14 protein-coding genes are annotated in these 16,023 nt (G+C 67.6%); 7 read left to right on the top strand and 7 right to left on the bottom strand.

Translation table 11 applies throughout. The features are described 5' to 3' along the window. The first annotated feature begins 236 nt into the window (after positions 1–236). Complete coding sequence (locus Q0053_RS06625) at positions 237–791, top strand: FKBP-type peptidyl-prolyl cis-trans isomerase (RefSeq protein ID WP_298097729.1); 555 nt, start codon at positions 237–239, stop codon at positions 789–791. A gap of 49 nt (positions 792–840) precedes the next feature. Next, on the top strand, positions 841–2,784 hold the full coding sequence (locus tag Q0053_RS06620) for a peptidase M61 (RefSeq protein WP_298097726.1): 1,944 nt from the start codon (positions 841–843) through the stop codon (positions 2,782–2,784). A 75-nt stretch (positions 2,785–2,859) separates the two neighbouring features. Here Q0053_RS06620 and rplL read toward each other — a convergent pair whose 3' ends face one another. From rplL to Q0053_RS06600, 4 genes are all read right to left on the bottom strand, one after another. Next, entirely contained in the window at positions 2,860–3,246 is a 387-nt protein-coding gene (gene rplL / locus Q0053_RS06615; RefSeq protein WP_298097723.1) for a 50S ribosomal protein L7/L12, read from the bottom strand. A gap of 66 nt (positions 3,247–3,312) precedes the next feature. After that, positions 3,313–3,828: a 50S ribosomal protein L10 gene (gene rplJ / locus Q0053_RS06610; RefSeq protein WP_298097720.1), complete on the bottom strand. Its 516-nt coding sequence runs from the start codon at positions 3,826–3,828 to the stop codon at positions 3,313–3,315. 297 nt (positions 3,829–4,125) lie between these two features. Then, positions 4,126–4,530 (bottom strand): type II toxin-antitoxin system VapC family toxin, encoded by a 405-nt coding sequence (locus Q0053_RS06605; RefSeq protein WP_298097743.1) that lies wholly within the window; start codon positions 4,528–4,530, stop codon positions 4,126–4,128. Next, entirely contained in the window at positions 4,530–4,769 is a 240-nt protein-coding gene (locus Q0053_RS06600; protein WP_298097717.1) for a type II toxin-antitoxin system VapB family antitoxin, read from the bottom strand. The genes Q0053_RS06605 and Q0053_RS06600 overlap by 1 nt, the downstream gene beginning before the upstream one ends. 129 nt (positions 4,770–4,898) lie before the next feature. Here Q0053_RS06600 and Q0053_RS06595 point away from each other — a divergent pair, with 129 nt between their 5' ends. The 4 genes from Q0053_RS06595 to Q0053_RS06580 all read left to right on the top strand — a co-directional run bounded on the left by Q0053_RS06595 (position 4,899) and on the right by Q0053_RS06580 (position 12,588). After that, positions 4,899–6,719, top strand: coding sequence for a DUF4153 domain-containing protein (locus Q0053_RS06595; protein ID WP_298097715.1), 1,821 nt, complete (start codon positions 4,899–4,901; stop codon positions 6,717–6,719). A 59-nt stretch (positions 6,720–6,778) separates the two neighbouring features. Beyond that, on the top strand, positions 6,779–7,948 hold the full coding sequence (locus Q0053_RS06590; RefSeq protein ID WP_298097713.1) for an aspartyl/asparaginyl beta-hydroxylase domain-containing protein: 1,170 nt from the start codon (positions 6,779–6,781) through the stop codon (positions 7,946–7,948). Between the two features lie 306 nt (positions 7,949–8,254). Beyond that, entirely contained in the window at positions 8,255–9,724 is a 1,470-nt protein-coding gene (locus Q0053_RS06585) for a sigma-54 dependent transcriptional regulator (protein ID WP_298097711.1), read from the top strand. Between the two features lie 254 nt (positions 9,725–9,978). Further along, positions 9,979–12,588 carry a TonB-dependent receptor gene (locus Q0053_RS06580; protein WP_298097708.1) on the top strand — a complete coding sequence of 870 codons (2,610 nt, stop codon included), beginning with the start codon at positions 9,979–9,981 and terminating at the stop codon, positions 12,586–12,588. A 130-nt stretch (positions 12,589–12,718) separates the two neighbouring features. Here the strand turns inward: Q0053_RS06580 and Q0053_RS06575 are convergent, their stop codons facing one another. The 3 genes from Q0053_RS06575 to ykgO all read right to left on the bottom strand — a co-directional run bounded on the left by Q0053_RS06575 (position 12,719) and on the right by ykgO (position 13,825). After that, positions 12,719–13,030 (bottom strand): hypothetical protein, encoded by a 312-nt coding sequence (locus Q0053_RS06575; RefSeq protein ID WP_298097705.1) that lies wholly within the window; start codon positions 13,028–13,030, stop codon positions 12,719–12,721. 170 nt (positions 13,031–13,200) lie between these two features. After that, positions 13,201–13,476, bottom strand: a complete 276-nt coding sequence (locus tag Q0053_RS06570) for a DUF2312 domain-containing protein (RefSeq protein WP_298097702.1) — start codon at positions 13,474–13,476, stop codon at positions 13,201–13,203. A 223-nt stretch (positions 13,477–13,699) separates the two neighbouring features. Next, a complete protein-coding gene (gene ykgO, locus Q0053_RS06565; RefSeq protein ID WP_055832286.1) occupies positions 13,700–13,825 on the bottom strand; it encodes a type B 50S ribosomal protein L36 in 126 nt (41 codons plus the stop codon). Between the two features lie 551 nt (positions 13,826–14,376). Between ykgO and Q0053_RS06560 the strand changes: the two genes are divergently transcribed. Next, complete coding sequence (locus Q0053_RS06560; RefSeq protein ID WP_298097699.1) at positions 14,377–15,666, top strand: lytic murein transglycosylase; 1,290 nt, start codon at positions 14,377–14,379, stop codon at positions 15,664–15,666. Positions 15,667–16,023 lie beyond the last annotated feature (357 nt).

Here is a 16,023-nt window from a genome sequence, read left to right as displayed (position 1 = left end):
GGGCCTCGCGGCACCAGGACGTCTGAAATTGCAGGGCTCCTTGGGGGAGGAGCGCGCCTTCGCACCGGTCGGAGGGCGACAAACCGGGCCTCGGCGCTTTCGCGCGTGTCTCATACTGAGTTAGCGGAGCGGCGTGATATACTCGCTTTGGCGGCGAAATAAAGGCCCTTTCCCCGGTTGGTTTACGATTGTGTGACGGCTTCACGGCGGTGGCCCGAGCCTGCTAGCGTCACCCCATGACCCGCACCCTCCTCATCACCGCCGCCGCCCTGTCCCTGGCCACCCTGTCGCTGGCCGCCTGCGCCACTGCACCGGAGCCACTGGGACCCCCGACCTCCGAGGTCCGCGCCCCTGTGGGCACGCCCAGTCTGGAAGGCTGGAACGCGGGCAACGCCGCCTATCTGGTCTGGAACGGCAGCCGGCCGGGCTGGACCACGACGGCGTCCGGCCTGCAATACCGCCGGATCACCCCGGCAAATCCGGATGGGCGTCAGCCGGTCGCGACCGACACGGTCCGAGTCCACTATCGCGGCACCTTTATCGACGGCCGCGAGTTCGACGGCTCCTGGGCCCGTGGCGAACCGGCCGAATTCCCCCTGAACCGGGTCATTCGCGGCTGGACCGAGGGCGTCGCCCTGATGCGTGAAGGGGAAAGGTTCGAATTCGTCATCCCGGCCTCGCTCGGCTACGGCGAACGCTGGGTCGGCGGCGGCGAACTGCCCCCCAACTCCACCCTGCTGTTCACCGTGGAACTGCTGGAAGTGAAGCCGGCACCGGCCCCGGGGGGCTGACCTCCGCGATCCCCGCCCTTTCCCCTGCCCGTTCCGCTGGATACCCGCCATGAAGCGATTTCTCCTGTCCGCCTGCGCCGCCGCCCTCGTGTTTGGGGCCGCGCCGGCCCTGGCCCAGGTCGGGACCCCGGCCCTGCCCCGGCCGCTCCCGGCCATCCCGGAGCCGCAGGACCGCGCCTACCCGGGCACCATCGGCTACCACGTCGACGCCACCGATCTGGACCATCGGGTCATCCGGGTGCAGCAGACCATTCCGGTCACCGCCGGCGACCTGACCCTGCTCTATCCGAAATTCATCCCCGGGAACCACGCCGCAACCGGCCCGATCCAGCTGCTCGCCGGCCTGACCGTCACCGCCAACGGTCAGCGGATCGAATGGCTGCGCGACACCCTTGACCCCTATGCCTTCCACCTCGCCATTCCGGCGGGCGTGTCCCAGATCGAGGTCGCCTTCGAATGGCTGACCCAGCCCGACAATTCCGTCTGGCGCGTGGTGATGACGCCCGAAATGGTCAATCTGCAGTGGGAAAAGGCCCTCCTCTATCCGGCCGGCTATGCCCACAGCCGCATCACCTTCCAGCCCTCGATCCAGCTGCCCGCCGGCTGGCAGTACGGTGTGGCCATGGACACGGTGTCGTTCGAGAACGGCCGCGCCACCTTCGCCCCGATCAGCCTCGAGATGCTGGCCGACAGCCCGATGTTCGCCGGGGCCCACTATCGCCGCATCGACATCGATCCGGGCGGTCGCTCACCGATCCATCTGAACATCGTCGCCGATTCCGCCGCCAACATCGCCCCGACCCCCGCCTGGATCGAGGCCTATGGTGCGCTCGTCGACCAGGCCGACCGCCTGTTCGGAGCCCGGCATTTCGACCGCTATGAATTCCTGCTGGGCCTGACCTCCCGCATGGGCGGCATCGGCCTGGAGCATCACCGCTCGTCCGAGAACACGGCCCCTCCCGGCTTCTTCACCGACGGCATCACCCGCAATTTCGGGTCGCGCACCCTGCTGCCGCACGAATACGTCCACTCCTGGAACGGCAAGTTCCGCCGCCCGTCGGACCAGCTGACCCCCAATTTCAACGAGCCGGTCCAGAACACCCTGCTCTGGGTCTATGAGGGCCAGACCGAATACTGGGGCGATGTCCTGACCGGCCGCTCGGGCCTCGCCACGAAGGAGGAAATGCTCTCCAATTTGGCCGAGATCGCCGCCTTCTACGACAACCAGCCCGGCCGCGACTGGCGCGCCCTGCAGGACACCACCAACCACAATCTCCTCGGCTACCGCACCTCCAACCCCTGGCCGTCGCACATGCGCGGCACCGGCGACTACTATCGCGAGGCCGCCCTGATCTGGCTGGATGCGGACACCCTGATCCGCGAGGCGACCGACAACCGCAAATCCCTCGACGACTTCGCCCGGGCCTTCTTCGGCGTCGACGACGGCGTCTGGAGCCCCAAACCCTACACCTTCGACGACCTGGTCGCGGCCCTGAACGGCGTGCATCCGCACGACTGGGCCGGCTTCCTGCGCACCCGTCTGGACGCCGTCGGCCCCGAGGCCCGCGCCCCGCTGGACGGCATCACCCGCGGCGGGTACCGACTGGTCTATGTCGACAGCCTGACCGCGGCCGAGAAACAGGTCCAGACCGGCTGGGCCAACGACTTCCAGTATTCCCTCGGCTTCAGTCTGGGCGGCCCCACCAATCGTATCGGCGGCATTGTCTGGGGCGGTCTGGCCTATCAGGCCGGTCTGGGCGCCGGCTGGGACCTGGTCGCCGTCAACGACCGCGCCGCCTCCGCCGAGGTCCTGCGCGAGGCCGTCACGGCGGCGAAGTCCGGCACCACCCCGATCACCCTGATCATCCGCAACGGCGACCGCTTCCGCACCGTCTCCTTCGACTACCGTGGCGGCCTGCGCTACCCGCGCCTCGAACGGATCGAGGGCACCCCCGACCGCCTCGGCGACATCCTGACCGCCCGGCGGCGCTGATCCGGACAAAGGAAAACGGGCCGGGGATCGCTCCCCGGCCCGTCCAGAACTGTCCCGAGGGACGGCTCTTACTTCTTACTTGATCTGCACCTTGGCGCCGGCTTCCGTCAGCTTCTTGGCGACTTCGTCGGCAACCTGCTTGGAGACGTTCTCGACGACGTTCTGCGGAGCGCCTTCGACCAGGTCCTTGGCTTCCTTCAGACCCAGGTCGGCGCGGACGCCGCGGACTTCCTTGATGACGTTGATCTTCTTGTCGCCGCCGTCAACCAGGACAACGGTGAACTCGGTCTGCTCTTCGGCAGCTTCGGCCGGAGCGGCACCGCCACCGCCGGCGGGCATGGCCATGGCGACCGGAGCAGCGGCGCTGACGCCCCACTTTTCTTCCAGCAGCTTGGACAGTTCGGCGGCTTCCAGCACGGTCAGGGCGGAAAGGTCTTCAACGATTTTGGCGAGATCGGCCATGGGGTGTTTCCTTCGGAGGATTGGGTTTCAGTAGAGAGTTTGCAGAGATGAAAGAGGCAGGTCCGCTTACGCGGCGTCCTTGGTGGCATAGGCGCTGAACACGCGGGCCAGTTGGGACGCCGGGGCTTGCACGACGCCGGCAACCTTGGTCGCGGGCGCATTGAGCAGGCCGAGCAGCGAGGCGCGGATCTGGTCCAGCGAAGGCAGTTTGGACAGAACGCCCACGCCCGCTGCATCCAGGATCTTGTCACCCATGAAGCCGCCCAGAACCACGAACTTGTCGTTGGCCTTGGCGTATTCAGCGGTGATCTTGGCGGCCGTCACCGCGTCATCGGCATAGGCGATGCCCACGGGACCCTTGAACAGGCCGTGGTAATCGCTGCCTTCAGCGGCATCGAGCGCCTTCAGCGCCAGGCGGTTCTTGACCACCTTGAACGTGCCGCCGGCAGTACGCAGGCGTCCACGCAGGTCTTCCATATCCGCAACGGTCAGACCCAGGTTGTGGGTCACGACCACGGCGCCCGCGTCGGCAAAAACGCCCTTCAGCGTTTCGATCGACTCGGCTTTTTGTGCGCGGTCCATTGCGGTCTCCAGTCTGTATTCGCCGCCGGGCTTATTCCCGACGACGGATTGGCCAGTGCGCCACGCATCGCTGCGAAGCGTTCAGGCCGGTCGTAATGTCCGAAGGAAGCTCAAACCCCGACGCCCGGATACCGGAACGTCTGGCGTCGTCTGCATCCCCATCTCCCCACGGCACCAGAGGGCTCTCTGGCATTTACGGTCTGGGTGACCCCCAAACCCCGAAGTTCTCGGACAGGACCGCCATGACGCAAGGCCATGACGGAAGAGGCGCGCTCTATACACGGCAGAGCGTGGAAATCAACGGGTCAGGGCGGGTTCGATGTCCGTCTGCGGGAAATCGTCCCCCTTGAACAGCAGGGGAACCTCAAAACTCCGGGCGCAGGCGTAGGCAAAGCAGTCGCCCATGTTCAGCGCCGCCGGATGTCGTCCCTTGCCGAAGCGCTCGAACGCCTCCAGCGCCGGCCGGTGGGCTTGTACCGGAATCCCGCTGATCCGCACCTCCGCCGCCGTGAGGTATCGCTCGACATAGGTCAGCGCAGCATCGACCTCGACGGCCTGCTCGCGAACAATCGCCCGGACGGTTTCCCAGACGGCGACCGGCGAGGTCACGGAGCCATCCGTCTGTGCAATCAGAACCTCGAATGCCTCATGGCCGGGCTCGCGCAGCAAAACGGCGCACAGGGCTGACGCATCGATAAACATCAATCGCCGGAAATCTCATCAAAGAAGGCCTTGTCCGCCTTCAATCCGGTTCGCGGCCTCCGCGCGAGTTCGTCGGAAATCTCGCGCATCCGACGCAGCCGCTCACCCGCGTCTGTCTCCTGGCGATCAAGCTCGGCGGACACGGCCTGGCGCACGGCTTCTGTCAGGCCGACGCCCCGCTGATCGGCGAGTTTGCGCACCAGGGTATCGGTTGTCTTGTCCCGAACATGAAACGCCATCACAACCTCCGGCTAGCCATTCTTTAACATCGGATAGCCGGCGTCGCAATCGCACATCGACCCGTAACCCCCGCCCCCTTCCCAAACTCCTCCGATCAGGCTCAAACTCCGGGATTGAGGGACCGCATCATGACCGAGACCACCGAAGCGACCGGCCGCGACAGTCTCGGCGGCACCACCTCGCCCCTGCTGGGCCCGATCCGGATCGGCATCGGCCTGCTGCAGGGCCTCGGCCTCTATGGGCTGCAACGCAGCGCCGATGGCGACATCAAGCTCTGGCCCGCGACCGAGCCGCTGCTGTTCGGCCCCCTGCTGCTGGTCGTCGCCTTCCTGCCGCTGGTCCTGCTGGCCGGGGTCGGCCGGCTGCGCCCCGTCACCCTGGCGATCTGGACCGCCGTCGCCGGCGTGGCCCTCGCCCTGCTGGGCCTGCACGACATCGCCCGCCAGAGCGCCGATACCCTGGACGATCAGATCTACCTTTCCGCGCCGGTGATCCTGTTCTCGGCCGCCGCCCTGTTCATCAGCCACCACCTGGTCGCTCCGGCCGATTTCGAGCGCCGCCGCATCGCGAGCTTTCCAGCCTATTTCGACACCACCTGGAAGGCCGGGGTCCAGCTGGCCATGTCGCTCGGCTTCACCGGTGCCTTCTGGATCCTGCTCCTGCTGGGTGCGGCCCTGTTCAAGGTCATCGGCCTGAGCTTCCTCGAGAACCTGCTGCGCGAGACCTGGTTCGCCATCCCCGTCACCTTCCTGGTCTTCGCTGTCGCCGTCCATCTGACCGATGTCCGCGACGGCCTGATCCGGGGCGTGCGCACCGTGGCCCTGATGCTGCTCTCATGGCTGTTGCTGGTCATGACCGTCCTGGCCGCCGGCTTCCTCGCCGCCCTGCCCTTCACCGGTCTTGAGGCCCTGTGGGAGACGGGTAATGCCACCTCCCTGGTGCTGGCCGCCGCCGCGGCCCTGATCATCCTCATCAACACCGCCTATCAGGACGGCCGCCCCGACAACCTGCCGCCTCTGGTGCTGCGCTTCGCCGTGCGCGTCGCCGCAGTCCTGCTCACCCCGCTGGTCGTGCTCGCCGTCCTCGGCCTGTCGCTGCGCATCGGCCAGTATGGCCTGACCCCGGACCGGATCATCGCCGCCGCCTGCGCCCTCGTCGGCGTCGCCTATGCCGCCGGCTACGGCTGGGCCGCCCTCAGCCCCTTCTGGCGCAAGGGCGACTGGATGCGCCCGCTGGAGCGCACCAACGTCTGGACCGCCCTGCTGACCGTGACCGTTATCCTCCTGCTGTTCAGCCCGGCGCTGGACCCCGCCCGGCTCTCGGTCATGGATCAGGTCGCCCGGCTGGAACGCGGCGCGGTGACACCCGACAAATTCGACTACGAATTCCTGCGCTTTGAAAGCGGCAAGGCGGGACAGGCGGCGCTGGCGCGGCTGGCCCGATCGGACAATGCCGCCATCGCCACCGCAGCAAAGGCTGCGCAAAAGGTCGAGAACCGCTACGACGGCTCGGCCGAACCCGTGCCTTCGCTGGCGATCGAGGTCTGGCCGGCCGGTGCCGAACCCCTCCCCGCCGGATTCGCCGCCTCCGCCAACCGCGGCGGCGACCTCGACCATTGCCAGTACGCCAACTTCTGTCTTGCGACGCGCCGGGACCTGAACGGCGACGGATCACAGGAAATCCTGATCGTCGGTCATTCCGAAATCGCCGTGTTTGTCCCGGAGGATGGCGTCTGGACCCTGATCGGCCATTTCGATCAGAGCTGCCGCTATGAGACGCAGACGGACCCGCGCGAGGCCCTGCGCGCCGGACGTCTGCAAGCCGTCCAGCCCGCCTGGCCGGATCTGGTCTTCGCAGAGGGGCATCAGGCCGCCCGCTTCCGATCCAGCCGCATGGCCGACTGCGAAGGCGCGACGCCCGTCACCGGTTCGACCCGTCCGGCCCCTTGACCCCGCCCCCGGCAAGCTCGCTACACTGACCTCATGACATCGACCCCGGGAGCCCCCGCGTGAACCAGTCGGGCGGAACCGCTCAGGATGCACTGCTGCAGCAGGCCGGCGAGGCCCTGTCGCGTCGCGATCCGCAAACCGCCCTCGACCTGATCGATCGGGCCGACCGGATGGGGCCGACCCACCACGGCTTCCTGAACCGGGCCCTGGCCCTGCGCATGCTCGGTGACCTGCCCGGCGCGCTGGCAGCCCTCGACGACGCCCTGGCCATCCAGCCCTATGATTTCACCGCCCTGCTCGGCAAGGCGGCCATGCTGGAACAGATCGGCCAGGCCCGCGCCGCCGCCGACGTCTATCGCAACGCCCTCAAGATCGCCCCGCCCCGCGACCGTCTGCCCCCGGGCCTTCAGGCCCAGCTGGACCATGCCGCCGCCGTTGTCCGCCGCCATGCCGAGGCCCTGCGCGATCATATGCGCAGCCAGGTCGCCGCCCTGCGCGGCGCGGTCGACGCCGCCACGCTCGACCGCTTCGACGAGGGGCTGGAGATCTACGCCGGCCTCAAGACCGCCCCGAAGCAGGAGCCGCTCCTGCTCGACTACCCCCGCCTGCCCGCCATCCCCTTCTACGACCGCGCCCTCTTCCCCTGGCTGGAGACGCTGGAGGCCGCCACCCCGGTCATCAAGGCCGAGCTTGAGGCCCTGCTGGCCGGCGGCATGGACGATTTCGCCCCCTATATCGCCTACCCCAAGGGTGCCCCCGTCAATCAGTGGGGCGAGTTGAACCACTCCCGCAAATGGAGCTCGCTCTGGCTCTGGAAGGACGGCACGCGTCAGGACGCCGTCTGCGAACGCTGCCCCCGGACCGCCGCCCTGCTCGAATCCCTGCCCATGTGCCGTCAGGACGGCTTCGCCCCCACCGCCGTCTTCTCCGCACTCCAGCCCCACACCCACATCCCGGCCCATACCGGCTCGTCCAACGTCCGCCTGCTGACCCACCTGCCCCTGATCCTGCCCGGCCCGGCCCGCTTCCGCGTCGGCAACACCGTCCGCGACTGGAAGATGGGCGAGGCCTGGGTCTTCGACGACACCATCGACCACGAGGCCTGGAACGACGCCGACGAGATGCGGGTGATCCTGATCTTCGACATCTGGAACCCCTATCTGTCCGAAGCCGAACAGACCCTGATCACCGCGATGATGCAGGCGCACCGGAGTTTTGCGGGCGGGTAGTCGCGAGGGCTTAGGGCTTAGGGCTTAGGACTTGGGGCTTGGGGCTTGGGGCTTGGGGCTTGGGGCTTGGGGATCAGCCCACGGAGAACCGGGGTTCTCGGCCACGCAACGGGATTGCTCGAGTGCCATGACAGAAACCCCATCCCTAAGCCCTAAGCCCTAAGCCCTACTCCCTCCCCCCCATTAACCCCCCACTCACCCTGCCCCCCAACCCGATCTTCACCTTGTGGCCGCTAAAACGTCCCGGAATGAGCCAGTCCCGCTTCAACGAGGACCGGCCTTAACCGTGATGTTGAAGGGTGTTCCATGGCCAAGACCGTTCTCGTGGTCGACGACGATCCGACCCAGCGCCGCCTCGCGCAGGCCGTGCTGGAGCGTGAGGGCTATGCCGTGGTCCATGCCGAATCCGGCGGCGAGGCCATCGATCGTCTGACCAAGGGCGGCGGGGCCGATGTCGTCCTGCTCGACATGGTCATGCCCGGCATGAGCGGCATGGAGGCCCTGGCCGAGATCCGTACCGCCGGCGTGACCACACCCGTCATCGTCCTGACCGCCTCGGGCGGCGTCGATGCGGTGGTCAAGGCCATGCAGGCCGGGGCCCAGGACTTCTTCGTCAAACCCGTCTCGGCCGAGCGCCTGCTGGTCGGTGTCTCCAACGCCCTGCAACTGACCCGGCTGACCGCCGAGGTCGGCCGGCTCAAGAAACACGTCTCCGGCCGCACCTCCTTCGACGATCTGGTCGGCACCAGCCCACCCATGCGGATGGTCAAGTCGCTGGGTGCCCGCGCCGCCAAATCCTCCATCCCGGTCCTGATCACCGGCGAAAGCGGCGTCGGCAAGGAAGTCATCGCCCGCGCCCTGCACGGGGCCTCGGACCGCGGTGGCAAGCCCTTCGTGGCCGTCAACTGCGGCGCCCTGCCCGCCAACCTGATCGAGTCGATCCTGTTCGGCCATGAAAAGGGGGCCTTTACCGGCGCCCACGACAAACACCTGGGCAAATTCCAGGAAGCCAACGGCGGCACCCTGTTCCTCGACGAGATCGGCGAACTGCCGCTGGACATGCAGGTCAAACTGCTGCGCGCCCTGCAGGAGGGCGAGGTCGACCCGGTCGGCTCCAAACGCGCGGTCAAGGTTGATGTCCGCATCGTCTCGGCCACCAACCGCGACCCGGCCCAGCAGGTCCGCGCCGGTGCCTTCCGCGAGGATTTGTTCTATCGACTCAACGTCTTCCCGATCGAGGCTCCGTCCCTGCGCGAGCGTCGCGAGGACATCCCTGCCCTGATCGACCACTTCATCGCCCGCTTCAATGTCGAGGAAGGCAAGCGCGTCGCCGGCTGTTCAGGCGAGACCCTGGCCCTGCTCACCGCCTTCGACTGGCCCGGCAACGTCCGCCAGCTCGAAAACACCGTCTATCGCGCCATCGTCCTGGCCGACGCGCCCTTCCTGCAACCGCACGACTTCCCCGCCATCTCGGGCGTCTCCTCCCCCCCCGCGGGGGAGGTGGAACGTCGCGACAGCGACGAGACGGCGGGGGTGCCGGCCGCGGGCTCGGTTCTCGACCTTCCGCCCCTGCCCGACACCCCGATCCGCATCCTCGACGAGCGTGGCCATCTGCGCACCCTGGAGGAGATCGAGCGGGACCTGATCCTGCACGCCATCGAGGTCTATGCCGGCCACATGTCAGAGATCGCCCGGCGTCTCGGCATCGGCCGCTCGACCCTCTACCGCAAGGTTCGCGAACAGGGGCTCGAGGGCATCCTCAAGGAAGCGGGCTGAGGCATATCGCCACCGGGCCGATCGGCTCCGGGGTCGGTAACCTCCCCGCAGGCTGACACGGCGAGGGCAGGCGGTGCCGAATATCGGGGTCGGCAACCCGATTGTGACCAAAAGTTCATTGGCCACGGACGAACCCGGTGCCAAAGAAAGGGATTGGTTCGTCCTGGGCCCAACCCTTGGCTTCCTCGCTGAAAGGCGACGGACTTTCGGGGTGCGCACGTTTCAGGGCTGGTTTCTCCCCGGGATTCGTCCACATGCTGTTTGTCACGACCGCCCTGTCCGGCCTGATGGCCGGTCTGATCCAGACCGCGCCGCCGCCCGTTCAGCCGCCGCAGGCCCCGGCGACCCAGACTCCCGCGACCCAGGCTCCGGTGCCCGCAGCGGGTGCGCCGACCTTCGAACTCGATTCCGTCGTGACCACAGGTGCCCGCCCGCGGGGCAGCGCCAGCTCCGACATCCCGCCCGATGTCACCCTGAGCGCAGAGCAGATCGCAGCCTACGGGGCCTCGAACATCGCCGAACTGCTGACCTATCTGGAGCCCCTGACCCGCAGCTCGCGCGGTCGGGCCGACGGCCCGCCGGTGTTCCTGGTCAATGGCCGCCGCATCTCCGGCTTCCGGGAAATCCAGGGCGTGCCGCCGGAAGCCATCGAGCGGGTCGACATCCTGCCCGAGGAGGTCGCGCTCGAATACGGCTATGCCGCCGACCAGCGCGTCGTCAATTTCGTGCTCAGGTCCGACTTCCGTTCGACCACCACCGAGCTCGCCGGGCGTCTCCCGGTCCAGGGCGGCCGCACCACCATCGAGATCGAGGGCAACCGCCTCCACATCTCGGGCCCGACCCGCTGGTCAGTGGACGCCGAACACGAGCGCTCCACCCCGCTGTTTGAGTCCGAGCGCGACATCGTCCGCGATACGGTCTCCAGCCCCAATGATACGGTCGCGGGCATTTCGGGCGGCGCCTATCGCACCCTTCTGGCCGAGAGCGAGCGCACCACCGCGCGCGGCACCTTCAAGCGCGATCTCAACAACACCACCCAGGCGACCCTCAGCGGCAGTCTCGAGGACCGTTCCAGCCAGAGCTTCAACGGCCTGCCCGGGTTCAGGCTCACCGTGCCCGACTCCAACCCCTTCTCGCCGCCCGGCCCCGGCAGTGTGCAGGTCTTCCGCTATCTCGACACCCCCGCGGCCCTCGACCGCCAGACCGACAGCCTGACCGGCAGCCTCGGCCTGGTCGTCGACGGCTTCCTCGGCGATGACTGGCGCTGGACCCTGTCCGGCAACTATGACCGCGTCGAAACCGACACCGTCACCGGCCGCGGCTATGACGCCGTCAATGTGCCGTTCCAGACCCGTCTGAACGCCAATGACCCGACGGCCAACCCCTACGGCCCCCTCTCCCCCTCCGACTTCACCCGCTTCGCCGACGACACCGCCAACTCTGTCTCCCAGGTGCTGTCGACCGAGCTGGTGCTGACCGGCGACGTGTTCGACCTGCCTGCCGGCGGCATCTCCTCGACCTTCAGGTTCGGGGCCGATACCCGCTCGCTGGATTCCACCAGCATCCGCTCGGGCCTGACCCTCGACCGCTCCCAGTCGCGCGACCGCTTCAACAGCCAGGCCAGTTTCAACATCCCCATCGCCAGCCGCCGCCAGGACGTCCTGACCGCGATCGGCGACCTGTCGGCCAATTTCAACGTCGGCTATGAGGAACTGTCGGACTTCGGCGGCCTGACCACCCTCGGCTTCGGCATCAACTGGTCCCCGATCGAGGCCCTGTCCCTGAACGTCAGCTACACCGACGAGAACGGCGCCCCGACGATCTCCCAGCTGAATGACCCGATCATCTCGACCCCCAACGTCCCGGTGTTCGACTTCCGGACCAACCAGACGGTGCTGGTCACCCGCATCGACGGCGGCAACCAGAACCTGAACTCGGACAACCGTCAGGTCTGGAAGGCCGGCTTCAACTTCAAGCCCTGGACCGAGACCGACTTCCGCATCCAGTCGACCTGGACCCGCAGCCTCACGGAAGACGCCATCGCCGCATTCCCGACCCTGACCCCGGACCTCGAGGCCGCCCTGCCCGGCCGCTTCGTCCGCAGCGGCGGCGTCCTCATCGCCTTCGACGCCCGGCCGCTGAATTTCGAGCGGTTCGAGCGTCAGGATATCCGCACCGGCTTCAACTATTCGCGCGCCTTCGGGGCCGCCAGCCCCGCGGCGACGCCCCTGCCCGGCACGCCCGGCAGCGCGCGCCCGGCCGGCATCCCCGGTGGCGGCGGCGGCGGCGGACCGATCCGCATGGGCCAGGGCGGCCCAGGCGGCGGCGGCGGCGGCGGCGGCTTCATGGGGGCCATGAGCGCCATGGGCGGCATGCGGCCCGGCCAGGGCCGTTTCAACCTGTCGCTCTATCACACCGTCCGCCTGCAGGATGAGATCGTCATCGCCACCGGCCTGCCTGTCCTCGACCTGCTGGACGGCGCCGCCACCGGTTCGCGCGGCGGTAGCCCCCGCAACGAGATCCAGGCCCAGGGCGGTGTCTTCCGCAACGGCATGGGGGCCTTCGTCAACGCCAACTGGCGCGAGGGCACCCGTGTCGACGGCGGCACCGGCCCGGATCTGAATTTCTCGGATCAGGCCACGGTCAATCTGAACGTCTTCATCGACCTCAACTCCCAGGCCTCCTGGGTGGCGAAATTCCCCTGGCTCAAGGGCGGGCGGGTCAGCTTCGGGGTCCAGAACCTGTTCGACACACGTCCCGAGGTCACGGCCAGCAGCGGCGGCACCCCGCTCAACTACCAGCCCGACTACCTCGACCCCCAGGGCCGGCTGGTCAGCCTGACGTTCCGGAAGATCCTGCTCTAGGGCTTGGGGCTTGGGGCTTGGGGATTAGGGATTAGGGATTAGGGATTAGGTGGTCCGCTGCCTGTGCGCGACAGACAAATCGAGCGCCTTGCCTGCTCATACCTAAGCCCCAAGCCCTAAGCCCCAATCCCTAATCCCTCTCCTTCCTCCCCCACCGCCCCTTCGGCGCCTCGCCCTTGGCCTTGGCGGTGATTTCCTTGAGCTTGCGGCCCTGCAGGGCCGACAGGGCCTGCCCCGGCGCGCCCTTTTCAGGGTCGCCGAAGGCGCGGCCGTGGGTCTTGACCCGCTCGCTGACCGACTCGATGAACTCCCCCTCCCAGTCAGACAGCGAAACGCCCGCCTTCTCGGCCGAGCGGCGGGCGCGTCTCAGGGCATTCAGCGCCGCCCGCTGGGCCGCCTTGCGCTGGGCTTCGAAGGGACTGGGGGGCGGTTTTCGCTTCAAGGGAGGGATTGGGGCTTAGGGCTTAGGGCTTAGGGCTTGGGGATTAGGGATTGGCTGGTCCGCTGCTTGAGCGCGGCAGAAACATCGAGCGCCTTGCCTGCTCATCTCTAAGCCCTAAGCCCTAAGCCCTAAGCCCCAAGCCCCAAGCCCCAAGCCCTAAGCCCTCAAAATCAGATCTCCCCGAGCGCCGACAGATACAGGTCGAGGATCGCATCCTCCTCCTGACGCTTGGCCTTGTCCTGTTTGCGGATGCGGATGACCTTGCGCAGGATTTTCACGTCATAGCCCTCGCCTTTGGCCTCGGCGAAGACCTCCTTCATGTCGGCCATGACGGCGGCCTTGTCCTCTTCCAGCCGCTCGATGCGCTCGATGATGGTGCGCAGCCGGCCCTGGGCCGCCGAGTTGAGGACGTCGGGCGAGGAATCGAAGGAAGCGTCGTCGGCCAAGGGAGAACTCCGGAAAAGGTCACGCCCTCAGACAGGCCGAAGGCCGTCCGGGCAGGATGATGGGGGACGCTAACCACGTCGGTTCGCGCGACTCAACGACTGGTCTGCGCAGACGCGAAAAAGGCTGCGGACAAGTCCGCAGCCCTGAAACTTTTCCACGCTCAATCAGCGGGCGACCGATCGTCATTCCCGCGAAGGCGGGAACGCCCGCGTCAGCGCCAGATCAGCCCTGCTTCGCCTTGAAGCGCGGGTCGGTCTTGTTGATCACATAGACGACGCCCTTGCGGCGCACGACCTTGCAGTCGCGGTGGCGGGTCTTCAGCGACTTGAGCGAGCTACGGACCTTCATGGTCGTCGTCCTGGGGCAAAGCAAAACAGAAAAGCCGCGGGACGAACCTGCGGCGGAGCGGTGCGTATAGAGAGGCTTCCCGGAATCGTCAACCGCGGACGGACGGGGTCTGCAAGGCGGGCTTGGCGAGAGGTCGACTATGGTTGGTGAGCGGACGCTCAAGCAGCGAGCGACCGCGTCGCGAGCGTTAGCGCACCAATATAAGAGATGGAGGCCTGGCCTCCGAGTTGAACGGAGGGTCTACGGCGTTGCACCGCCGTCGCGTCGCCCCTCCGCCACCAGGCCGTATCGGGTCTCAGAGCTGCCGGGAACCTGCGCCGCGACCACGAAGACCCGCAACAAAACAGAGGGTTAATGACGCAGAACGGGGAAATCACGGTGGGCTGAATCCCTCCCCGCGCGATTTTCATCCCTGACGCGCACCCCAAACGACACACCCCGCCGCGGCCTGATCCGGCGGCCTCGCCCTGGCCCGACGATTGCAACAGACCATACAGCCCTCGCGCACTTGTTATGAGGGTTCGGCTCCAGGGGACTCTACAGCTATCGCCATGCGTATCAGCCTTCGACTCATCCTCATCGCCTCGGTCGCCGCCTGCGCCCCCATTGTGCCGGAGATGCTGCCGGTCATTCCGACGGTCGAAGCACCGGCTCCGGCCGCCCCGGGCACGCCAGCGCCCGCGCCGTCACCGGTCCCTGCGCCCCCCGCCCCCGTGGTGGTCGACCAGGCCGGCTTCGATGGCTGGAAACAGGGCTTCCTGACCCGCCACGGCGGTGCCCGCCGCGCGGACTACGAGCGCGAACTGGCCGGCCTGACGCCCGACGCCTCGGTCATCCGCCTCGACCGCAACCAGCCTGAATTCAGCCGCCCCGCCGGCGCCTATGTCCAGTCCGCCGCCTCGGCCACCCGCATCGCCCAGGGCCGCGCCCGCACCGATCGTGTGCCGTGGGAGGTGGTTCAGCGGTTCGGCGTCCCGACCGAAATCCTCGTCTCGATCTGGGGCAATGAGAGCGCCTTCGGGGCCGTCCAGGGCGACTATGACGTCATCCGCTCGCTGGCCACCCTCGCCTGGGACGGCCGTCGCCGTGACTGGGCCGAGGGCGAGCTCAAGAATGCCCTCGACATCGTCGTCGACGGCCGTCGCGACCGGGCCGGGCTGAAAGGCAGCTGGGCGGGGGCCATGGGCCAGACCCAGTTCATGCCCGACGCCTATCTGCGCCTCGGGGTCGACCAGAGCGGCGACGGCAAGGTCGACATCTGGGGCTCGGACGCGGACGCCCTCGCCTCGGCCGCCAATCTGCTGGCCCGCGCCGGCTGGAAGCCCGGCCAGACCTGGGGCTATGAGGTCATCCTCCCCGCCGGCTTCAACTATGCGGAGGCCGAGGGGCCGCGCCACACCTGGCGGGAATGGTCCCGGCGCGGCGTCACCCTCGCGCGGGACGGTGCCCCCAACGCCGCCGAGGCCCTCGAAGAGGCCGTCATCCTTCTGCCCCAGGGCGCGCGCGGCCCCGCCTTCCTGGCCCTGCCCAACCATTTTGTGATCCGCCGCTACAACAACTCGGTCAGCTACGCCCTCGCCATCGGCCTGACCGCCGACGGCATCGCCGGCCGTCCCGGCCTCGTCGCCACCTGGCCCGATGACGCCCCCCTGTCCCGCGATCAGCGCATCGGGGCCCAGGCCGCCCTGACCCGGCTCGGCTTTGATACCCAGGGTGTCGACGGCGTCGTCGGCGCCAACACCCGCGCCGCCCTCCGCCGCTGGCAGATCGCCAACGGCCGACTGGCCGACGGCTATCTGACCGCCGATCTGGCGGATGAGCTGATCCGCCTGGCGGGATAAGATCTCGCGTCTCCTCCCCATCGCAGAGGCGAAGGAGGGTGGAGGGGCGCCGACCGCACGCTCCTTTCTACCCCTCCACCATGCTTCGCATGGTCCCCCTCCCCATTCGCTGCGCGAACAGGGAGGAGACACGGACTGCTCACAATCCGCCGATTGTCAGCATATTCCGCCCGCCCAACACTCTGATTTAACGAACCTTTCAAAAAACACAGCGTCACAAACCATCCGCGCTGAGCCCCATGCCAGACTCCTGCCCATCCCGTCGGTGGGGAGGGCGTCGGATCCAGCGCCCCGATGTCGGCGGGCTGTGGTCGAGCGATGAAGCCCGGGGGATGGATACTTCGGGGGTCCTTGCGG

This window comes from Brevundimonas sp., from assembly GCF_027487935.1.
Taxonomy (GTDB): Bacteria; Pseudomonadota; Alphaproteobacteria; order Caulobacterales; family Caulobacteraceae; genus Brevundimonas.
This window is presented reverse-complemented; position numbering and strand designations above follow the sequence as displayed.